20 protein-coding genes are annotated in these 19,800 nt (G+C 73.3%); 3 read left to right on the top strand and 17 right to left on the bottom strand.

The window, feature by feature from the left end; genetic code table 11:
- Positions 1-76: 76 nt before the first annotated feature.
- From STTU_RS21250 to STTU_RS21235, 4 genes are all read right to left on the bottom strand, one after another.
- A complete protein-coding gene (locus STTU_RS21250) occupies positions 77-1,039 on the bottom strand; it encodes a LysR substrate-binding domain-containing protein (protein WP_078519018.1) in 963 nt (320 codons plus the stop codon).
- Between the two features lie 199 nt (positions 1,040-1,238).
- Positions 1,239-4,664: a CARDB domain-containing protein gene (locus STTU_RS21245; RefSeq protein WP_007826634.1), complete on the bottom strand. Its 3,426-nt coding sequence runs from the start codon at positions 4,662-4,664 to the stop codon at positions 1,239-1,241.
- Between the two features lie 561 nt (positions 4,665-5,225).
- Positions 5,226-5,762, bottom strand: coding sequence for a GNAT family N-acetyltransferase (locus STTU_RS21240; RefSeq protein ID WP_007826632.1), 537 nt, complete (start codon positions 5,760-5,762; stop codon positions 5,226-5,228).
- A gap of 577 nt (positions 5,763-6,339) precedes the next feature.
- The gene (locus STTU_RS21235) at positions 6,340-6,966 is read right to left on the bottom strand and encodes a CGNR zinc finger domain-containing protein (RefSeq protein WP_007826630.1); all 627 of its coding nucleotides are present in this window, start codon (positions 6,964-6,966) and stop codon (positions 6,340-6,342) included.
- Positions 6,967-7,099: 133 nt separating this feature from the next.
- On the opposite strand from STTU_RS21235, the gene STTU_RS21230 reads away from it, so the two are divergent.
- Complete coding sequence (locus STTU_RS21230) at positions 7,100-7,891, top strand: MBL fold metallo-hydrolase (RefSeq protein WP_007826628.1); 792 nt, start codon at positions 7,100-7,102, stop codon at positions 7,889-7,891.
- Positions 7,892-8,077: 186 nt separating this feature from the next.
- Here STTU_RS21230 and STTU_RS21225 read toward each other — a convergent pair whose 3' ends face one another.
- From STTU_RS21225 to STTU_RS21195, 6 genes are all read right to left on the bottom strand, one after another.
- Positions 8,078-8,929, bottom strand: coding sequence for an RCC1 domain-containing protein (locus STTU_RS21225; RefSeq protein ID WP_043255881.1), 852 nt, complete (start codon positions 8,927-8,929; stop codon positions 8,078-8,080).
- A gap of 11 nt (positions 8,930-8,940) precedes the next feature.
- The gene (locus STTU_RS21220) at positions 8,941-9,147 is read right to left on the bottom strand and encodes a DUF397 domain-containing protein (protein ID WP_043255879.1); all 207 of its coding nucleotides are present in this window, start codon (positions 9,145-9,147) and stop codon (positions 8,941-8,943) included.
- A 163-nt stretch (positions 9,148-9,310) separates the two neighbouring features.
- A complete protein-coding gene (locus STTU_RS21215) occupies positions 9,311-9,505 on the bottom strand; it encodes a DUF397 domain-containing protein (protein ID WP_043255877.1) in 195 nt (64 codons plus the stop codon).
- Positions 9,506-9,890: 385 nt separating this feature from the next.
- Positions 9,891-10,085 carry a DUF397 domain-containing protein gene (locus STTU_RS21205; RefSeq protein ID WP_043255875.1) on the bottom strand — a complete coding sequence of 65 codons (195 nt, stop codon included), beginning with the start codon at positions 10,083-10,085 and terminating at the stop codon, positions 9,891-9,893.
- A gap of 165 nt (positions 10,086-10,250) precedes the next feature.
- Positions 10,251-10,472, bottom strand: coding sequence for a DUF397 domain-containing protein (locus tag STTU_RS21200; protein WP_009065682.1), 222 nt, complete (start codon positions 10,470-10,472; stop codon positions 10,251-10,253).
- The gene (locus tag STTU_RS21195) at positions 10,469-11,335 is read right to left on the bottom strand and encodes a helix-turn-helix domain-containing protein (protein ID WP_234019285.1); all 867 of its coding nucleotides are present in this window, start codon (positions 11,333-11,335) and stop codon (positions 10,469-10,471) included. The genes STTU_RS21200 and STTU_RS21195 overlap by 4 nt, the downstream gene beginning before the upstream one ends.
- 411 nt (positions 11,336-11,746) lie before the next feature.
- Between STTU_RS21195 and STTU_RS21190 the strand changes: the two genes are divergently transcribed.
- Entirely contained in the window at positions 11,747-12,514 is a 768-nt protein-coding gene (locus STTU_RS21190) for a hypothetical protein (protein WP_007826613.1), read from the top strand.
- Positions 12,515-12,626: 112 nt separating this feature from the next.
- On the opposite strand, the gene STTU_RS21185 is transcribed toward STTU_RS21190, so the two are convergent.
- The 7 genes from STTU_RS21185 to STTU_RS21155 form a co-directional block, all read right to left on the bottom strand.
- Positions 12,627-14,216 (bottom strand): GMC family oxidoreductase, encoded by a 1,590-nt coding sequence (locus STTU_RS21185; protein ID WP_063894615.1) that lies wholly within the window; start codon positions 14,214-14,216, stop codon positions 12,627-12,629.
- Positions 14,217-14,462: 246 nt separating this feature from the next.
- On the bottom strand, positions 14,463-15,182 hold the full coding sequence (locus STTU_RS21180; protein WP_007826607.1) for a VOC family protein: 720 nt from the start codon (positions 15,180-15,182) through the stop codon (positions 14,463-14,465).
- A gap of 46 nt (positions 15,183-15,228) precedes the next feature.
- Complete coding sequence (locus tag STTU_RS21175) at positions 15,229-15,834, bottom strand: TOPRIM nucleotidyl transferase/hydrolase domain-containing protein (RefSeq protein WP_007826605.1); 606 nt, start codon at positions 15,832-15,834, stop codon at positions 15,229-15,231.
- A gap of 29 nt (positions 15,835-15,863) precedes the next feature.
- The gene (locus tag STTU_RS21170) at positions 15,864-16,664 is read right to left on the bottom strand and encodes an NAD(P)H-binding protein (protein WP_007826603.1); all 801 of its coding nucleotides are present in this window, start codon (positions 16,662-16,664) and stop codon (positions 15,864-15,866) included.
- 108 nt (positions 16,665-16,772) lie between these two features.
- A complete protein-coding gene (locus tag STTU_RS21165) occupies positions 16,773-17,765 on the bottom strand; it encodes a TetR/AcrR family transcriptional regulator (protein WP_199785083.1) in 993 nt (330 codons plus the stop codon).
- Positions 17,766-17,785: 20 nt separating this feature from the next.
- A complete protein-coding gene (locus tag STTU_RS21160; RefSeq protein ID WP_007826599.1) occupies positions 17,786-18,250 on the bottom strand; it encodes a thiol-disulfide oxidoreductase DCC family protein in 465 nt (154 codons plus the stop codon).
- A gap of 107 nt (positions 18,251-18,357) precedes the next feature.
- Positions 18,358-18,765, bottom strand: a complete 408-nt coding sequence (locus tag STTU_RS21155; RefSeq protein ID WP_007826598.1) for a hypothetical protein — start codon at positions 18,763-18,765, stop codon at positions 18,358-18,360.
- Positions 18,766-19,211: 446 nt separating this feature from the next.
- Between STTU_RS21155 and msrA the strand changes: the two genes are divergently transcribed.
- The gene (gene msrA / locus STTU_RS21150; protein WP_007826597.1) at positions 19,212-19,718 is read left to right on the top strand and encodes a peptide-methionine (S)-S-oxide reductase MsrA; all 507 of its coding nucleotides are present in this window, start codon (positions 19,212-19,214) and stop codon (positions 19,716-19,718) included.
- The last annotated feature ends 82 nt before the right edge of the window (positions 19,719-19,800 follow it).

The following is a 19,800-nucleotide window of genomic DNA, read 5'->3' as shown; positions in this document are numbered from 1 at the left end:
CGGTATGCGGGCCGGTCGGGACGCAGGGCTGGTCAGGGCCTCAGCCCACCGCCCGTCCTGGCGACCGCCCTGGACCTCAGCCCGCCGCCCGTACCGGCAGTCCCTCGAAGGCGCGCCGCAGTTCCTCGCCCAGCTCCGCCATCTGACCGGCCCGCGCGGAGCCGTCCCGCAGGACGAGCCCGATGCGGCGGCAGGGCGCCGGTCCGGCGAAGTACCCCGTGTCGAGGCGGGGGTTGCGTCCGGTCTCCAGCGGCACGGCGGTCCTCGGCAGGAGCGTCACCCCGAGCCCTCCGGCCACGAGCTGGACGAGCGTCGACAGCCCCGCGGCCGTCGTCGTCACGGCCTTCGCGTCGCCGCGGCCCGCGTCCCTGCACACGTCGAGCGCCTGGTCGCGCAGGCAGTGCCCCTCCGCGAGCAGCAGGAGCGGCAGCTCGGTGAGCACCTCGCGCGGCAGCCCCTCCCGGCCGCCGAGCCAGTGCCCGAGCGGGGTGACGAGCACGAAGTCCTCGTCGAAGAGGGGGATCTCGGTGAAGCCGGGCGTCGAGAGCGGCAGCGCGAGGAGCAGCAGGTCGAGCCGCCCGGCGGCGAGTCCGTCGCTGAGCGCGGCGGTCTGCTCCTCGTGCACTTCGAGCGCGAGGTCCGGGTAGCGGCGCGCGCACACGTCGAGGACGGTGGGGAGCAGGTACGGGGCGACGGTCGGGATCACTCCGAGCCGCAGCGTGCCCGTGAAGGGCGCCCGCAGCGTCTCGGCCTCCTCCAGGAGCCCCGCGACCTCGGCGAGCACGCCTCTGGCCCGTACCGCGAGCCGTTCCCCGGCAGGCGAGAGCAGCACCTTGCGCGTGGTCCGCTCGACGAGCGTGACCCCGAGGACCTCCTCCAGGGCGGAGACCGCGCCGGAGAGGGCGGGCTGGCTCATGCCGAGGACGGCGGCGGCCTGCCGGAAGTGCAGGTGCTCGGCGACGGCGGCGAAGGCCCGCAACTGGGCGAGGGTGGGCTGGCGCGCGCGGCTGTCGGCGGCGAGGACATGTTCCGTACTCACGAAAGACTCACGTGGAAGAAGACCCGTACTGGCGGCTGTGGTGATTGATCGGCTCCCCCGATCACTGTCCCCCGATCCTAACGAGTCGGTGCGATCAACCGGAAAGCGTGACGAGAGACCCGTATCACCCCGAAGGGCCCCGCCCGCTCCCTCGCGCGGAGGGAGCGGGCGGGGCCCGGGTCGTGCCGGCCCGTGGGGGTCAGCGCTTGGCCGCCGCCTTCGTCGGGGCGCCGGTGATCGTGAACTGCGAGCCCGGCTCGACGAGTACGTCGCCGTCACGCGAGTTGGAGATCGTGACGTTCGAGAGGGTCGCGTCGCCGCGGGCGCCGCTCATCGCGAGGATGCCGGAGCCGTTGTTCGACTTGTCGATGCGGACGTTGGAGATCTTCACCCCGCTGTACGTGCCGCCACCCGTCTTGAACTGGATGCCGTCGTACGTCGAGTCGAGGATGTCCGTGTCCCTGATGGTGACGCCGGGGATGCTCGCGCCCTGGGCGAAGAGCGTGATGGCGCCGAACTCCTGGTCCTCGTTCCAGAAGGCCCCGCCCGTGCGGTGCAGCGTGTTGCCCGCGATGAGCGTCTGGCCGCTGAAGGGGATCGGGTCGTGGTCGGTGGCGAGCATGATGCCCGGGTAGTTCATCGTGTCGGAGACGACGTTGTTCTCGATGGTGTTCCCGTAACCGCCGTACACCGCGATGCCGTTGGCCCGCCAGGGGAGCTGGATCGTGTTGTTGCGGAAGTGGTTGTTCGCGCCGACGTCGGTCGCGGGGTCCTTGACGTACTTGCTCGACCAGACGGCGAGCGAGTCGTCGCCCGTGTTGCGGAAGGACGAGTTGTAGACGGTCGAGTTGTGCGTGCCGTTGGTGAAGTTGATGCCGTCCGCGTAGGTGTCGCGGATGCGCATCCCGCTGAACTCCAGGCCGTCGCCCGGGTTCCACAGCTCCGGGATGTTGGAGTAGTCGCGGCCGACCCAGACGCCGACGTTGGCGTGCTCGATCCACACGTTGGAGATCTTCGTGTTCTTGCCGAGGCGGCCGTTGATGCCGACGCCGCCCTCGTCGTTGCCGTCGCCGCCCCGGATGCGTCCCGAGCCGAAGATGGCGAGGTCGGAGATCTGCGTGTTGTCGTCGATGTCGAAGCCGAAGTTGCCCTCGTGCGGGTGGTTGATGCCGCCCGCGTCCTGCGGCTCGGTGAGCGTGTAGAGCTGCGAGTGCCACATCCCGGCGCCCACGATCTTCACGTTCTTGATGCCGACCTGGTTGTACTGGCCCCGGTGCTGCGGGTCGGGGGTGAGGATCTTCTGCTCCTGGCGCCACTGGCCCGCCGGAATCCAGACGCAGGGGATCTGCCCGTTCTGGTCGGCCATGACGGCGCGCTGGATGGCGTCGGTGTCGTCGATGCCGTCGTTGGGCACGGCACCGTACTCGGTGATGGAGGCGCACTCGGCGGGCTTGGACTTCGCCGGGGCGACCTGCTCCAGGTCGACGAGGTCGACGATGTAGAAGCTCGCGTTGTCGCCCGCGTCGCGCTGGAGGCGGAACGTGGTGCCCACCGGGTACGTCTGCGTGAGCAGCGCGTTCGCCTCGTCGAAGAGCCGGCGCGCGTCGCCGCCCGGGGTGTTGGTCAGGCCCTCGGGGTCGTCCGTGGAGCCGTAGAGCCAGGAGTGCTTCGAGCTGAGGTCGAGCTTGCGGACGAACTGGCCGTTCGCGTAGAGGCTCAGGGTCGCGTTCTGCCCGCCGCCGTTCGCGGCGTCCGGGATGGAGTTGCGCACGACGATCGAGTTGGTGGGCGTCGTGGAGGTGAACTCCACGTACTGGCCCGTGCTGTTGAGGCGGACCGACTTGCGGCCGCTGGACTCCGTCGCGAAGTTGGTGTGGCCGAAGGTGCGCTTCGCGTCGGCGGTCAGGAGCGTGCCGGTGTACTTGCCGTCCTCGGCCTCGTACTCGGTGTACGGGACGGCGGCGCCGCGCCCGACGACGATCGAGCGGGCGAAGGTGTTGTTGTTCTCGTCGGTCTCGGTGACGGTGTTGGTCGCGTCGGCGGTCGCGGTGAGCGTCGCGCCGCCGTCGGTGGCCTTCCACGTACCGGAGATCGCGACCTGCACGGTCTCGCCCGCGGGGACCGCGGGAGTCGTGCCGTTGAGGGTCGTCGTGCCCGCGGTGAGGCGGGTGACGGTCCCGGCGGCGACGGCGCTCGTGCCGCGGTTCTTGACGGCGACGGTGAAGCTGACGTTCGCACCGGCCGCGGGGCTGTCCGGGTTGGTCGCGATGCCGGTGACCTGGAGGTCGGGGCCGGGGCTCTGCGAGACGACGAGCTTGCTCGCGCCGGAGCGGCTGTTGTTGCTGTTGTCCTGCTCGACGACGGTGTCCTTCGGGTCGACGACGGCCGAGACCGTGTACGAGCCCTGCGGGCGCTTGCCGACGTCGACCGAGACGGTCTGCGAGGCACCGGCGGCGAGCGCGCCGACCGGGGCGCTGCCCGCGACGGTGCCGTCGAGGCTGACGTCCACGGTGGTGGCGGGCGAGGCCGCCGTACCGGCGTTGCGGACGGTGGCCCTGACGGTCACCGCGTCCTTCTCGGACGGCGTGGTGGGCGTCCAGGTCAGGTCGGTGAGGGTGAGGTCGGGGTTGGGCGCGGCGGTGCCGACGACCTCGATCTCGGCGATCTGGCCGCCGGGGGCACCGGAGTTGGCGGCGATGTTGAGCCGTACGTCGGCGGCGCGGCCGGTCACCGGGATGGTCACCGTGTTCTTGTTGCCCGCCGGGTTGAAGGCGTAGTCGGCGCGGGCCTTGAGGGTGGAGAAGCCGCTCGCGTTCTGGCCCCGGCCCTGCACCTCGATCGCCTGCGTGCGGGCGCCCCAGTCCGTCCCGGGGTTGAGCTTGACGACGATGCCGGAGATGTCCGCGTCGGCGCCGAGCTTCACGGTGAGCTGGCCCGGGAGCCCGGCGGACTCCCAGTAGGTGTTCGTGTCACCGTCGTTGGCGTTCGCGGGGAGGAAGGTGTGGACGTAGCCGTTGGCCTCGACGGGCTTGCCCTTGGCGAGGTTGGTCCCGGTGACGGGCGGGGTGCCGGGGTCGCCCGGGTCGGTGCCGCCGTCGTCGCCCTCGCCGCGGATCTCCAGCTCGCTGAGCTGGGCGGCCTGCCAGCCGGTGTTCGCGCTCACCTGCACGCGCACGTACCGGACGTCGGCGGCGCCGAAGCCGACCGTGACGGCGTTCGCGGAGTTCGGCGTGAAGGTGCGCTTCGCGGAGGCGGAGAGCGTGCTCCATGTACTGCCGTCCGTGCTGCCCTGGACGGTCAGCGTCTCGTCGCGCGCCTCCCACGTGGTCGGAAGCTTCAGCGTCACTTCGTCGACCGAGGTCGTGGCGCCGAGGTCGACGCGGACCCACTGCGGGAACGAGGCGCTGGGCCCCTCCCAGTACGAACTCTGGTTGCCGTCGGTCACGTTGCCCGCGCCGTACTGGCCGTTGGCGCCGCTCGCGGTCGCGGGGCGGCCGAGTGCGAGGTTGGGTCCCGGCGCGGCCTGCGCTGCGGCGTGCGCGGTCGCGGGGAGCAGTCCGAGGGGGATCAGGCAGGCCGCGAGGAGCCCGGTGATCGCCCGCCGGACGGATGGCTTCCGTCTCATGCTGTCCTCTGTTCGGTTTTCGGTGCGGGGAGAAGAGGGGGTGGGACGGCGCCGGTCCGGGCGGACCCGGGCAGGCGTGGGGGGCCTCTCGAACAGGGCCCGAGAGGAGTGCGGTTGGTGATTTTTTGAGCGAACTCGTCAATCTTTTGCGGCCACTTGGAAACAGATTTCTGACAAGTTAAAGATTTGTCAACGGCCGGGACAGAACTGCCACGGAGTGTGAGCGAGAGTGACGATGCGTCAGCGTGGGGCCCGGGGGGTGGGGTGGTCCCGGCGGGGTGCCCGGGAGCGGCCGGGGGGCGTGGGGCGGCCGGGAGGCGTGGGGCAGAGGGGCGGCACGGGGCGGCCGGGCGGCTTGGGACGGCCGGGAGTGTTGTGCGGCGGGCGAGCGCGCAGGTGGACCGGATGCCGGACGGGGCGGCGACCGGTCGTCAGGTCAGGCGTACGGGGCGGGGACTGAGCCTCGGGAGCGGGACGCCACGAGGGCCGGGTCAGGGAGTGGGAAGCCGGGGACGGGCGAACGGCGTGGGGCTGGGGGCCGGGAGACGGCGGGGGCGTCCGTCAGCCGCGCCACCAGTCCGCGAGGAGCCCGTACAGCACGTCGTCCGTCCATTCGCCCTTGAGCCAGGTGAAGGCCGGGCGGAGGCCCTCGCGGCGGAAGCCGACCCGTTCGAGGAGGCGGGCCGAGGCCGTGTTGCGGGCGTCGCACACCGCCGAGACGCGGTGCAGCCCGCGCCGCTCGAAGAGGTCGCCGAGCACGGCCCGCACCGCCTCGGTGGCGAATCCGCGTCCTTGGGCGGCCGGGGCGAGCGTGAACCCCAGGTCCGCCTGCATGCCGTTCTCGTCGAGCCGCACCCCGACGTCCCCGACGAGCGCCCCCGTCGCCCGCTCCTCGACCGCGTACTGGAACCAGCCGGGCGCCTCGGGGTCGACGGCCGCGAACTCACGTACGAGCAGGCGGGCTTCCTCCTCCCCCACCGGGGCACTCCACCCCTGGTACCGCGCCACCTCGGGCACGGAGCGGTACGCGGCGAGCACGGCGGCGTCCTCGGGGCGGAAGCGGCGCAGGTGGAGGCGGGGCGTGGCGAGGAGGGGCATGGGTCCAGTGTGGCGGACGGCGGGGGCGCGCCCCGGGGGCCGGGGTCGGCTGTGGCGGAGGGCGGCCGTGCGCGCCGGGAGGCCGGGACGGCTGTGGAGGCGGCGGTGCGACCCGAGGAGCCCTGGGCGGCCGTGACGGGCGGCTGCGGCGCGCCCCCGAGAGGCCCGGTCGGCTGCGGCGGTCGGCGGGTGCGCCCCCGGGTCAGGCCGCCGGTCCCGTGCGGCGGGCGTAGGCGCGGGCGGCGCGGGCGCGGAGGCCCGGGTCGGCTCCGGTGGTCGGCGGGTGCGCCCCCGGGTCAGGCCGCCGGTCCCGTGCGGCGGGCGTAGGCGCGGGCGGCGCGGGCGCGGAGGCCCGGGTCGGCTCCGGCGGTCGGCGGGTGCGCCCCCGAGTCAGGCCGCCGGTCCCGTGCGGCGGGCGTAGGCGCGGGCGGCGCGGGCGCGGAGGCCCGGGTCGGCTCCGGCGGTCGGCGGGTGCGCCCCCGAGTCAGGCCGCCGGTCCCGTGCGGCGGGCGTAGGCGCGGGCCGCGCGGGCGCGGAGGCCCGGGTCGGCTGCGGCGGTCGGCGGGTGCGCCCCGGGTCAGGCCGCCGGTCCCGTGCGGCGGGCGTAGGCGCGGGCCGCGCGGGCGCGGTCGCCGCAGCGTGTCGAGCACCAGTGGCGGCGGCGGCCGTGCTGGAGCAGGAAGCGGTTGCACGGCGGTGAGGCGCAGGCGGCCAAGCGGTCGGCGTCGGGGCCCGCGAGGAGGTCTGCGGCGTCCGTCGCGAGCGCGGCGAGGGCATGGTCGAGGGCCGCGTCCACGGGGTGCGGGGCCGCGCGGTGGAGGCCGCGCACGGGGTCCCAGTACAGGAGCGGCACGGCGGGCGCGCGGGTCATCGCGTCGTTAACGGCGGCGAGCGCGGAGCGGTGCGGGGGGAGCCCGTCGACGCGGGCGGCGAGGAGCGAGCGTACGTGCTCGCGCAGGGCGCGGAGCTGGGTCGCGCACTGCTCGCGCACGCCGATGCCCGCCGGGGCGAGGCCGTGCGCGGCGAGCCAGTCCTCGGCCTCGGCCGGGACGGCGAGGAGGTCGAGCGCACGGCCGCCGGGGAGGGTGATCGCGGTGTTGGCGAGGGCGAGGGCGGGGTGCGCGGACTCGCCGGGGGCGGGCGGGGGCGACTCACTCCGGGCGTGCTCCCGCCGCTCCTCGCCGTACCCCTCGTCCGCGCTCACGCCGGACAGTCTACGGCGGCAAACTCACGGATGTCATTGCGCGCATCCATGAGAAGGGTCTACCTTTCAGCTCGACACCACCTCACGGATGCGATGGTCCTTATCCGTGAGAACTCATTCCGAAAGGCGTCCCATGACCGCGTCCACTTCTGCCGGGCCCGTTGCCGAAGCCGGTTTTCCCGTCCGCGTCTTCGGCGGCCCCACCGCCTTCTTCACCTACGGCGGCATCCGCTTCCTCGTCGATCCGGCCTTCGACGAGCCGGGCGACTTCCCCGGCGAGGGCCCGCTGCTCACCAAGACCGCCCCGTCCCCCACGGCCCCCGGGGACCTCGGCCCGGTGGACGTCGTCCTGCTCTCGCACGACGAGCACGGCGACAACCTGGACGTCTCGGGCCGCGCGCTCCTGCCCTCCGCCGGTCTCGTCCTCACCACCCCCTCGGGGGCCGGGCGCCTCGGCGGCAACGCGCGCGGGCTCGCGGACTGGGAGTCGTACGACCTCGCCGGGGGCCGGGTCCGCGTCACGGGCGTGCCCGCGGTGCACGGCCCCGGGAGCCGCGAGGAGGTCGAGCCGCTGACGGGCCAGGTCGTCGGCTTCGTCCTCACGGGCGAGGGGCTGCCGACGGTCTACGTGAGCGGCGACAACGCCTCGCTCGACGCGGTCGCCGAGATCGCGGAGCGCGTCGGCCCGGTGGACACGGCCCTCCTCTTCGCGGGCGCCCCCTCCATCCCGGTGCGCTTCGACGGCGCCCCGCTGGTCCTGGACAGCGCGGGCGCGGCCGAGGCCACCCGCCTCCTGGACGCCCGCCGCGTCGTCCCCGTCCACTACGAGGGCTGGTCCCACTTCACGGAGGGCCGCCCGCACCTGGAGGCGGCTTTCACGAAGGCCGGTCTGGCGGACCGCCTGGACTGGGGCGTACGGGGCTGAGGCCCGGCCCCCACCGCGAGGCACCCGCCGCGTCCGGGGGGACGGCGGGTGCCTCGCGGGCCGGGAGGGCGGGTGCCTCGCGGGCCGGGGGGACGGCGGGTGCCTCGCGGGCCGGGAGGACGGGTGCCTCGCGGGCCGGGGACGGCGGCTGCCTCGCGCGCCAGGGGCGCCCCCCGGCGCTCTGCGCTACGCGGCGTGGATTCCGGACCAAGCGGCGGTCCGGCACTGCCCGTTCGCGTCGTTCCCGGCCGCCAGCACCGTGCCGTCGGCACGCAGGCCGAGGGTGTGCGTCGCACCTGCCGCCACGGCGACGACGTCCCGCCAGCCCCCGACGTCGCACTGCCCGTGGGTGTTGTCGCCCGCCGCGAGGACCCGTCCGCAGGCGGTGACCGCGACGGTGTGGTGACTGCCCGCGTCGAGCGCTGCCACGTCCTCCCACCCGCCGACCGCGCACGCCCCGGAACCGGGGTCCCCGGTCGCGACCGCGCGCCCGTCGGACCTCAGGCCGACGGTGTGGAGCGTCCCGGCGGAGACGGCGCGCAGGTCGCGCCACTCCCCGACGGCGCACTGCCCTCGCCGGTCGTTCCCCACCGCGAGCGCGGAACCGTCCGAGCGGACGCCGACCGAGTGCCAGTCACCGCACGCGAGAGCGACCACCTCGCGCCAGGACCGCACGTCGCACTGCCCCTCCGCGTCCCGGCCCACCGCGAGCACCCGGCCGTCGGCCAGCAGGCCGAGCGTGCGACGCCAGCCGGCGGCCACGACCGTGACGCCCTCCCACCCGGAGACCTCGCACTGCCCGTCCCCGTTCCAGCCGGTCGCGAGCACGGTGCCGTCCGCGCGGAGCCCCACGGTGTGGGACCGGCCCGTGTTCCGCGCGGCATGGACGTTCCCGGCCGCGACGGCGACGATCCCGCGCCACCGCCCGACACGGCATTCGCCGGTGGCGGAGGCGCCGACGGCGACCACGGTCCCGTCCCGGCGCCGCGCCACCGAATGACGCCTCCCGGCCGCCAGCGGCGACGCGTCGGCAGGCATTCCGCCTCCTCCTACGCGGCGAGCCGGGTGCTCTTCGCCATCGCGACGAGCCCGGCGAAGGCCGGGACACCGACCCGGAGTACGGGACCGGCGGGCCGCTTCGCGTCGCGCACGGGAACGACGCCGTGGGAGGCGACGAGACCGGGAGCGACCTCGACGCACTCGCCGCCCTGACCGCTGTAGGAGGACCTGAACCACTGGAGGGGATCTGACGTCATACCGCTCTCCTTCGCCTCGTGGAGCCCGAACGCCCGGCCGGTATCCGCCGGTGCGGCAGCAGCCCGCACCAGCGGGGAACCAGCCACGGCCCCGCATCCGTAAGAGCCCGTCGCTCCCCGCGAGGGAGACGACGGGCCCTCGTGGATGCGGAACTCCGGGGGATCAGCCCTGCCGAACGGCGCCGAGGAACGCGGTGAAGGCACCGCGACCGAAGGCGATCACGTCACCTTCGGGGCGCTTGCTGTCGCGGACGGGAACCGTGCCGGTGACGGAGACCAGATTGGTCGCCACCGCGACACACGAGCCGCCCTGCCCGCTGTAGGAGGACGTGAACCAGTGAGGGAGTCGTGCCGCCATGAGGTTTCTCCTCGCCTCGCGCATCGTGAACGCCACCGGCCTCGGCTGCGGGGAACGTGCCCCGCGCTCCTGACCGATGACTCCACGGCCATACCCGTCAGGCGGGACGACGAAGCCCGCCGCCGCCGACAGACCGCGACGGACCCCGAAGAACCGGCCAGCCCCTACGGCAGCAGGTCGGCCTGCCCCGCGCGCACGCTCGCCGTGAACAGCTCGTAGTCCTTGCGCGAGACGATCAGAACCTGAGCGGCCGGATCGCCCACGTCCACGGAATCCCGCGCTGCCTACCTGGCCGGGACAGGCCACGGCCCCTACAAGCAGAGCCCGTCGCTCCCCCCTGCCGGGGGGGGGACGACGGGCTCTCGCGACGGCGAACTCCAGGGGATCACCCTTGGCGAACCGCCCCGAGGAACGAGGTGAAGGCACCGCGGCCGAAGGCGATCACGTCACCTTCGGGGCGCTTGCTGTCACGGACGGGGACCGTGCCGGACAGGGGCGCCAAGTTGGCCGCGACCTCGACACAATCGCCGCCTTGCCCGCTGTAGGAGGACGTGAACCAGCGTGGGAGTCGTACCGCCATGAGGTTTCTCCTCGCCTCGCGCATCACTGAACGCGCCACCGGCATCCGCTGTGGGGGACGTGCCCCGCTCCCGACCGATGACTACACGGGAATACCCGTCACGCGAGACGACGAAGCCCGCCGCTGCCAGCAGACTGCGACGGACCCCGAAGAAGCGGCCGAACCCTACGGAAGCAGGTCGGCCTGCCCCGCGCGCACGCTTGCCGTGAACAGCTCGTAGTCCTTGCGCGAGACGATCAGAACCTGAGCAGCCGGGTCGCCCACGTCCACGGAATCCCGCAACGCGACGACGCCATCGACAAACGCGACCTCCAGACAGTTGTCACTGCCATTGGACAGTTCGCTCTTCGCCCACGCGGCGTTCGTGAGGTCGACCTTCTTGTTCATGTGTCGCTGTCCTTGATCAACTGGTGAATGAAACGGCGCGACGCCTTTTCATCGAGAGCCTGTGCCCGCAGGAGGTCCAAGGCTTCGATGTACCGGCTCACGTCCACGTCCTCTTCCAGGTAGACGGACGTCGCCAGCGTCTCCACGATGCAGACGGGCGCCCCCACTTCGAAGTGTAGGAGCTGGAAGGCTCCGTCGATCCCCGCGTGAGAGCCCGCACCGAACGGAAGTACCTGTATCGAGATCTTCGAGTTCTCCTTGGTGACGTCCAGGAGTCGCTGCCACTGCCCTCTCAGCACCTCAAGGCCACCGACTTGCCGGTGCAGTGCCGACTCGTCCAGGACGCACCAGAGGCTGAGCGCGTTTTCGCCCGAGAGGACCGCCTGCCGCGCCATGCGCAGGTCGACGAAGCGCCGCACTTCTGCCCTGGATGCGAACTTGTGGCCGCCCTCGACCACGGCCGTCGCGTACTCACGGGTCTGGAGCAGTCCCGGCACGACGTGCAGGTACGACTCCGCACGCGAGGCCAGCTCCTCCAAGTGGAGGTAGTCCTCGAACCCTGGACTGCGAATCGCCTCGCGGTACTCGTCAAGGAGATTCGTGCGCTTGCCCGATGCCGCCTGCGTCGCCATCGCCCTGACCTTGGTTCGCACGTCCTCCGAGTCCACCCCGTAGACGCTGAAGAAGGCCGTCAGGCCGAGGCCGGTGACGCGTTGCTTACCGTTCTCGATCTTGCTCAGCGCGGGCTTGCCCGGCAAGCCGAGCTGGTTGGCCGCCGCTTCCATCGTCAAACCGGCCTGCTGACGAAGCGATCGCATCATCGAGCCGAAACGGCGTCTGTGCACGTTCGGTCGTGCTTCCACTCGATCACCCTCCCTGGGCACGCAGAGTACCCGGAAGGCCACTTTTGGCATATGCCAGTTCCCTGATCGGCATCTGTTCTATTCGCTTTCGGTTGCGAGCAACGTTTCTCATAGGCCATGGTTGTGCGTGTAGTCGGACGGTCACGCACTGTCCAACTACGCCTTGCTGCGCGCCCGCTGACTTGCCTTCGGTTCCGTCCGGGCGGGCTCACCGGCAAACCCACATCCCCTTGAGCGAGGAGTGCCCCCCATGGCCGCCCCGACGCCGCATCCGATCGACCCTTCCGGCGATTGCCGCACCTGCGCGGAACTCAGCCGTGACGAACGCGAGGCCGTCGCGCGGGGGGATCACTCCCGTGCCACCGACTGCCGCGTGCTCATCGCCCGCCACCCGCACGAGGGAGCGGCGAGGTGAGCGGCGCGTTCCCCGGCACCGTCGCGGCGGCAGTCTCCGTCCACGACACCCCCTACACCGTGGTGTCGCGAGGTGGGGACGTGCGGAAGGCCGTGCTGCTCGGACGGGTGCCTGTGCTCGCGCACCACGAGGCGGCGGGGTGGTTGCGGAGTGAGGCGTTGCGGCTCGCGGTGCGGCTCGATCCCGGGCCTGTCGCGCGGTGGCTCGTGCCGGGGCTCGTACGGCCCGTCGCGGCCCGGTGGCCCGACGCCCCGGCCGCGCTGCGCGCGTGGGCCGAGGACGCGGAACGGCAGACACGCGTACGAGAACTGCTCGCCCTGGGCTGTCCGTTCACGTTGCGGTGCCCCGACGTCGGTGGCACCTGGTACGAGCTGGGCGCCCGTCCGATTCCCCCGGACGGGACCCACCCCGTACGGGCGAGCGACGCCCCCGCGCCGCTCCCTCCCGTCCGCTGCGACGCCGAGACCGACATCCCCGAGATCATGGGGATCTTCGCGAAGCGCGCGAGTTCCGGGGTCCCCGGCGGGGAGGTCGTGGCCCGTACCCGGTGCGGTCTCGCCGCGCATGACGGGGTCGAACACGTCGGTGTGGTACGGCCCTTGTGCGACGGGGCCGTCTGGGTCACGTTCACGCGCGAAGTGCCCCCGTACCAGGCCCGCCGCCTCCCGTTCTGCCCTCGCCCACAGCCCGGCCCCCACCCGTGCTGCCTCTACCCCGGCCACCCCGGCGGCTGTCTGCCGGGCGCGACGTACGCGTCCGCTTGAGGGGGCCCTTCGCTCAACAGCCGCAGACAGGATGCCGGTTCGCTGGTGTACGACCCCCCGTCAGGCCGGGACCGTACGCGCCGCCGTCCCGCCGTACGCCCCGGCCCGGCCGTTACCTCGTGCTCATGAACTCGGCCGCTCGTTCACCGATCATGACCGAGGGGGCGTGGATATGGGCGCGGGGCAGGGCGGGCATGACCGAGGCGTCGGCGACACGCAGGCCCTCGATGCCGTGGACGCGGAGCAGCGGGTCGACCACCGAGGCGTCGTCCGTGCCCGAACGGCAGGTACCGGCCGGGTGGTTGAACGAGACGGCGGACGTGCGCGCGGACTCCAGGAGCGCCGCGTCGTCGGTGGCCGCGGGGAAGGAGGCGGGGCCGACGAGGGCGCGCATGACGGGGCTGTCGCCGATGGCCAGCGTCCTGCGCAGACCTTCGACGACCAGTTCCCGGTCCTTCGCGTCCTCGTAGTAGCGGGGATCGATCAGCGGGGCGTCGGCCGGGCGCGCGGAGGCGAGGCGGACCGTGCCCCGGCTTCGCGGCTTCAGCACCGTGACGAGGCACGAGAGCCCGGGGGTGCTGTTGTCCAGGAAGTCGATCAGCATGGGCGTGATCTCGACGTCCGGGGCCGGGGCGTCGGCGCCGACGCGCAGGAAGGCGGCGGCCTGGCCGACCGAGGCCAGGGGGCCCCGGCGGCCCTCGGCGTAAAGGGCCTGGTTGCGCTCGCTCATCGCGTCCAGCCAGGTTTCGCCCCGGACGACCGGCCAGCTCACGACGGCGGCGGGGTGATCCTGCAGACCGCTGCCGACACCGGGAAGGTCCTGGACCACCTCGACACCCCGCTCCGCCAGGTGCCCGGCGGGCCCGATGCCGGAGAGCATCAGCAACTGCGGGGAGCGCACCGCTCCGGCGCAGAGCACCACGGAATCGGCGTGCGCACGCCGCACGGAGCCGTCCGTGACGTACTCGACTCCGGCCGCCCGCGTGCCGTCCAGCAGTACCCGGGTGACCTGCGCCCCCGTCCTGATGTCCAGGTTGAGCCGGCCGAGGGCCGGGGTCAGGTAGGCCCGGGACGCGCTGTGCCGTTCCCCGTCGCGCACATTGCCGTAGAGCAGCCCCGCGCCGTCCTGCTCGCCGCCGTCGAAGTCGCGGTTGAGGGGCAGACCGCTCTCCACCGCCGCCGTGACGAAGGCCAGGGACAGCGGGCTCACGTCCTTCGGCGTGGTGACCGGGACCGGGCCGCCCGTTCCGTGCCACGCCGAGGTTCCCCGCTCGTGGTCCTCGATGCGCCGGAACGCGGGCAGGACGTCGTCCCAGGCCCAGCCGGTCATGCCGCCCGCCGCCCACTCGTCGTAGTCGAGAGGGTTTCCCCGGGACCAGACCTGGTAGTTGATGGCGCCGCCCCCGCCCAGCACCCTGCCCGCGGAGACGGGGACCGTCCGGCCGCCGAGCTGTTCCTGCGGGACGGTGTCGTAGCTCCAGTCCAGGTCGCCCCGCAAGAGACCGGCGAACAGCCCGTGCGGCTGCGGAATCCGGGGATCGGTGTCCTCGGGCCCCGCTTCGAGCAGCAGTACGCGGCAGGCGGGGTCCTCGCTCAGGCGGGCGGCGAGCACGCTGCCCGCCGCTCCCCCGCCGACCACGATGTGGTCGAACGGACCCCCGGCCGTCCGGTCCGCCCCGGCTCCGGCAGCGTGTTGAGACATCGGCGCGCCCCTCTGTGTCGTCGGAGCCGGACACCCACGCGCCCCTGCGCAACGGCAGGTGGCGGTGCGGCCGGCCTCGCGGTTCACCCGCCGTGTGCCCTCCGCCACCCCGCCGAAACGATCCACCGCCACTACCCGCACCACGGCGAAGCGGCGGGCAACAGCGCAGGTGAGCAGTGGAGTTGACGCTTCGACTTCACGGGCGGGACGTGCCACGCGCGCTGTTGACGCGCCCGTGTCCCCGGACTACGCCCGCCCGGTCAGCAGCCGGAACGCGTTGCCGTCCGGGTCCGCGAGGACCGCGTGTCCGGCCTCCCGCGTGAGGACGCGGGCGCCGAGCGACGTGAGGCGGGCCGCCTCGGCCTCGTACGCGGCCGGGGCCTCCGGGACGAGGTCCGGGGCGAAGCGGTCAGCTTCGGTGCGGGGCATCAGCGGCGGGCCGCCCCACGTGAACTTCGTTCCGCCGTCCGGGGATTGGACCGCCGTCTCCTCGCCCTCGTCCCACACCAGGGGCCAGCCGAGCGCAGCGCTCCAGAAGACGCCCACGGCGTGGCTGCCGTCGCACGCCAGCGCGCCGATCCTGCCGCAGCCCGCGAGGAACCTGTTGCCCGGCTCGATCACGCAGAACTCGTTGCCCTCGGGGTCCGCGAGCACGCGATGGCCCTCCTCGGGGCGCTGCCCGACGTCCGTGTGCCGCGCGCCGAGCGCCAAGGCGCGGGCCACCGTGGCTTCCTGGTCCGCGGGCGACTCGCTCGTCAGGTCGAAGTGCTGACGGTTCCGGGACGTCTTGGGCGCGGCTCCCGGGCGGAAGCGGAGCGGGAGGCCGGGGTTCGTGGCCGGGGTGAACTCGTATTCCTCGTCCGCCCGTTCGCGTACGGCGTCGCCGCCCAGCAGGTCGTGCCAGAAGCGGGCGAGGCGTGCCGGGTCCTGTGCCCGGAGGCCGAGCGCGTCGAGTCGTACGGGCATGAGGGTTCCGATCTGTTCGGGGAGCGGGCAGGGGCGTGTGTGAGGGTCACAGGCGTGCGAGGAGCGCCGTCAGCGGGGGCGGGACGCGGTCCGCCGCGAGGGCTTCGGTCAGGAGGGTGCCGTAACGGATCTTGCGACCGCTCGCCGTGCCGAGGAAACGGCGGAGCTGGTCGTGGCGGGAACGGCCGAGTTGCGCGGGCTGTCGGCGGAAGGTCTGCCAGCGGCGCTCCTCACCGGCCGCCGCGACCACCTCCTCGGCGCGATCCGTGCCGAGCGCGCGCAGGAGTTCGTCCTCCAGGTCGGCCACACAGACGTGCAGGGAGGGGTGGCGGACCTCCGCCCGCGCGAATCCCCTGACGTAGAAGGGCTCTTCGTTCGCGTCGCACAGTCCGGTCAGGCGCAGGCCGAGTCCGTGCGGGCCGAGCGCCTCCGCGTATGCGGCGATGCTCATGGCGCCGCCCATCGGCACGACGGCGATCCCCTCGGCGGAAAGGTCGCGGCCCTCGCGCGCCGCGAGGGCTTCGACGGCGGCGAGATCACTGAGCCCCTCGACGAGGACGGCGCCGCGGAAACCGTGGCCCGCCGCGAGGGGAGCGCCACCGGCCACCCGGGCGGCCAGCGCGGCACGGAACGCCTCGATGCCGGACGGCACTCCGGAACCGGGCGGCCGGGAGGGACCTCTCACTTCGCCAGCACCGCCCGCACCGCCTCCTCCAAGGAGGTCGGAGGACGGCCGAGGAGGTCGGCGAGGTCGTCCGTCCAGTGTTCCAGCGCACCCGCGCGGATCTGCCCGTCGAGCCACCCCGCCGGTCCCGGCACGGGGCTGGTCCGCTCGGTGTACGCGACGGGCGCGCCGCTCACCCGCGTCAGGGTCTCGGCGAGCTGCCGGTACGTCCACGGGGCGCCCGTCAAGTCGTAGGCCGGGAGGGCGCGTTCACCGGTCAGGACGCGTACCGCCGCCTCCGCGAGGTCGGCGCGCGAGGCGGTGTTGAGGCCGCGCCCGCCCGTACCGTCCTCCAGGACCCCCGCCGCGACGGCCTCGCGCAGGCCCGTGTGGAGGAAGGCGTCGCTGTAGAACGGGTGCCGCAACAGCGTGTACGGGAGCCCGCTCGCCTCGATGTGCCGCTCGGTCGCGTGGTGCGCCGCCGTCATGCCCTCGGCCAGCGCCTCCGCGCCGAGGAAGCTCGTGTACGCGAGCAGCCCGACACCCGCCGCGCGCGCCGCGTCCACCGCCGTGGCGTGCTGCGCCACGCGCCGCCCGGTCTCCAGCTCGGGCGAGGAGACGAGCAGCAGCCGCTCGGCGCCGGTGAAGGCCGTGCGCAGCGAATCCGCGTCGTCGTAGTCCCCGTACCGCACCTCCGCGCCCGAGGCGGCGAGCCCGGCGGCCCGCTCGGGACGGCGCACGACAGCGGCGACGGGCACGCCGCGCGCGAGCAGCCCCTCGACGACGAGGCGCCCGTACTGCCCTGCGGCGGCGGTCACAACGATCACGGTGGCTCCCGAGGATGAGACGGCCCCCATCGTCGGCACCGCACGCCCGCCCCGCAAAGGGATTTCCGCGCGGACGCGGGGGCGGAGGGGAGTGCGAGGTCAGTCCGAGGTGTCGCGCGACGCGGCACGGCGGGCGACCGTTTCGGCCATGCCGGGGAGGAAATCCTTGAAGAGGTCGTGCACTTCGTTGACGAGGGGGCGCAGGAGGCGGAAGCGGGAGAGGCGGACACCGTGGGCGGTGAGGCGGGCGCCGCGCTCGGCGAGGCGGTACGTCTTCTCGTTGCCCTCGGAGCGGTCGAAGACCCAGTACAGGACCAGGCCCATCTGCGCGAGCCACATCAACTCGGGCACGGCGTCCGCGAGTTCCGGGGACACCTTCGCCCTGGAACCGGCAAGCACCTCGCGGTGGATGCCGAGCGAGACGCCCCGCGCCGACTCGGACTCGGGCGAGAAGGGGCTCAGCGGACTCTCCGGGTCCGCCGCGTTCTTGAAGAACTGGCTCGCGAACTCGTGGTACGGGGCCGCGACTTCGAGCCACGCCCGCAGAACGCCGAGGAAGCGCTTCTCGAAGTCCCGCTCCCCGTCGAGCACCGGGCGCACGGCCACCGCGTGCTCGGCGACGATGCGGTCGTAGAACCCCTGGATGAGGTGTTCCTTGCCGCCGAAGTAGTAGTACGCGTTCCCGACCGAGACCCCGGCCTCCTGCGCGATGGCCCGCATGGTCGTCTTGTCGTACCCGCGCTCACGGAAGAGGCGGAGGGCGGTCTCGATGATCAGGGCCCGGGTCTGCTCGCCCTTGGGAGGGTTCTTCGGCCGGGCGGGGCTCCCGTTCTTGCCGGGGGCGGGGGGCTTGTCCGGGGCGAGGGCCTTGTCCGGGGCGGGCGCCTTTCCGGAGGCGTCGCCCTTGCCGGACGCTTCGGCCTCCGCGGCCTCCGCGGCCTCCGCGGCCTTCCCGGCCACCCCCTCGGCCTTCCCGGCCGCCGCGTCGCCCTTCCCGGACCCCTCGCCCTTCCCCGTCTTCCCCGCCCTCCCGGTACGCGGCCCGGGGCCCGCGCCCTCCGGCTCCGGACCCCGCGCCTCTTCGCTGTTCATCTCGACCACGACACCCGACCCTAGGCCACCTCGCACCCTCCCCCGCAGTCCGGCCCCGCCCCCCTGTGCACCCAGCCCCGGTCCGGCAGGTACTCCCAGCCGTCCGCGCGGCGGTAGACCCCCGCGCCCCAGCCCTCGCGCTGCCGCCGCGACTCGCGCCACTTCGCCGCGCGCAGCACGGCGGACCGGGCGAGCCGCGCGCCCGCCGGGGTGCTCAGCCGGTGGGCCAGGGGCCTGTACTCGCCGAGCGCCCACAGGCACACGACCCAGGCGGCGGACCCCCGGTAGACCTGCCCGCCGTCCCCGACCACCGTGATCTCGGTGAGTGTCGCGGCCTGGTCGAGGCCGGGGAAGCGGGTCGCGGCCTCGGCGGAGCCCGCGGGGACGAAGGCGAGCGGGACGAGCTGCGGCTGGCGGCCGAGCCACTTCCGTACGTACGTGCACAGGGGGCACTCGGCGTCGTAGAGGACCGTGAGGCCCCGCACCTCGCCGCCCTCGCCCCCGGGGCGGGCCGGCCCCCCGACCGGCCCGCCCCCGGGGCCCGGGACCCCCGGGGCGTCCCCGGCCCCGGCGCCCCGCCCCCGCTCCCCCGTCACGCCCCGGCGCCCGGGGCGAGCCACTGCTGCGGGGGTACCGGCGGGCGCTGGTCGCGCTCCATGACGCCCCTGCGGCGGATCTTGTTGAGCACGTACACGTTGCCCAGATGCAGGACACCGAGCACGAGCAGGACGACACCGAGCTTGACGGAAAGCGCCTCGAAGACGCCCGACGCGTCCCGTACCGCCCTGTCCGAGCGCAGGTAGAGCGCCACGAACCCGAGGTTGACGAGGTAGAAGCCGACGACGAGCAGGCGGTTCACCGCGTCGGCGAGCGGCTCGTTCCCCTTGAGGACGTCCGCGAGGAAGACCCGCCCGTTGCTGCTGAGGGTCCGCGCGACCCAGACCGTGAGCCCGACGCTGATGGCCAGGTACACGACGTACGTGACAACCGTGAGGTCCATTGCCCCACCCTTCTTTCCCGAACCGGCTGAACACTTGAACGCGTTCAAAAGTGCCGTCGTCGATGACGGTAGACCCCTTCTTGAACATGTTCAAGTCGAAGTCGGCTTGGGTCGAAGGCCGCATTCGCAGGGGTTTGACGGTGCTTCGGGGGCTGTGTCCGCGCTCGCCGCGGGAGTCTCGCGCAGGCGTCCCGGCGCGAGGTCGCGCCGGGACGGCCCGGGGGACGGGGACAGGGGCATACGAGGCGGTGGTCCCGGTGTTCAGTCAAGGCGGGCGGTACGCGGCGGACCACGTCGCGGACGCTCGGGCACCCGCGCGTACGGCTCGGCGGGGCAGGGCCCCGGCGGTCCCTGGTGTGCGCGCTCGCGCGCGGGACGGCAAGGTAGGAGCCGCGGACGGTGTGCCGTGCGCGGACGGCAGGCTACGACTGAAGAGGGATGACGGCATGGCGCAGACGGAGAAGGCGGTCCTCGCGGGCGGCTGCTTCTGGGGGATGCAGGACCTGGTCCGCAAGCAGCCCGGGGTCGTCTCGACCCGGGTCGGCTACACGGGCGGCAAGGTCGCGAACGCGACGTACCGCAACCACGAGGGGCACGCCGAGGCGATCGAGATCCTCTACGACCCCGAGCGCACCAGCTACCGGAACCTCCTGGAGTTCTTCTTCCAGATCCACGACCCGTCCACGAAGGACCGGCAGGGCAACGACATCGGTTCGAGCTACCGCTCCGCGATCTTCTACACGGACGAGGAGCAGCGCGAGACCGCCGAGCGCACCATCAGGGACGTCGACGCGAGCGGACTGTGGCCGGGCAAGGTCGTGACCGAGGTCGAGCCCGAGGGCGACTTCTGGGAGGCCGAGCCGGAGCACCAGGACTACCTGGTGCGCTACCCGGACGGCTACACGTGCCACTTCCCGAGGCCGAACTGGAAGCTGCCGTCCGCCGACGCGTGACGCGCGGCCGGGGGCGGCGACGGGGCGGGGCGGGCGTTCACCGGGCGGTGGGCGCCCGCCCCTTTCCCGTACGGGACCGCCC

The sequence above is a fragment of the Streptomyces sp. Tu6071 genome (assembly GCF_000213055.1).
GTDB lineage: Bacteria > Actinomycetota > Actinomycetes > Streptomycetales > Streptomycetaceae > Streptomyces > Streptomyces evansiae.
The sequence above is the reverse complement of the archived record's forward strand: the minus strand, read 5'-3'. Positions and strand labels throughout refer to the sequence as shown.

Coding starts and splice junctions, on each gene's coding strand:
- STTU_RS21225 (WP_043255881.1), bottom strand. CDS start 8,929: ATGCCTGCCGACGCGTCGCCGCTGGCGGCCGGGAGGCGTCATTCGGTG.
- STTU_RS21240 (WP_007826632.1), bottom strand. CDS start 5,762: ATGCCCCTCCTCGCCACGCCCCGCCTCCACCTGCGCCGCTTCCGCCCC.
- STTU_RS21215 (WP_043255877.1), bottom strand. CDS start 9,505: ATGGCGGCACGACTCCCTCACTGGTTCACGTCCTCCTACAGCGGGCAG.
- STTU_RS21220 (WP_043255879.1), bottom strand. CDS start 9,147: ATGACGTCAGATCCCCTCCAGTGGTTCAGGTCCTCCTACAGCGGTCAG.
- STTU_RS21180 (WP_007826607.1), bottom strand. CDS start 15,182: ATGCCCGTACGACTCGACGCGCTCGGCCTCCGGGCACAGGACCCGGCA.
- STTU_RS21230 (WP_007826628.1), top strand. CDS start 7,100: ATGACCGCGTCCACTTCTGCCGGGCCCGTTGCCGAAGCCGGTTTTCCC.
- STTU_RS21165 (WP_199785083.1), bottom strand. CDS start 17,765: ATGAACAGCGAAGAGGCGCGGGGTCCGGAGCCGGAGGGCGCGGGCCCC.
- STTU_RS21155 (WP_007826598.1), bottom strand. CDS start 18,765: ATGGACCTCACGGTTGTCACGTACGTCGTGTACCTGGCCATCAGCGTC.
- msrA (WP_007826597.1), top strand. CDS start 19,212: ATGGCGCAGACGGAGAAGGCGGTCCTCGCGGGCGGCTGCTTCTGGGGG.
- STTU_RS21245 (WP_007826634.1), bottom strand. CDS start 4,664: ATGAGACGGAAGCCATCCGTCCGGCGGGCGATCACCGGGCTCCTCGCG.
- STTU_RS21200 (WP_009065682.1), bottom strand. CDS start 10,472: ATGAACAAGAAGGTCGACCTCACGAACGCCGCGTGGGCGAAGAGCGAA.
- STTU_RS21185 (WP_063894615.1), bottom strand. CDS start 14,216: ATGTCTCAACACGCTGCCGGAGCCGGGGCGGACCGGACGGCCGGGGGT.
- STTU_RS21205 (WP_043255875.1), bottom strand. CDS start 10,085: ATGGCGGTACGACTCCCACGCTGGTTCACGTCCTCCTACAGCGGGCAA.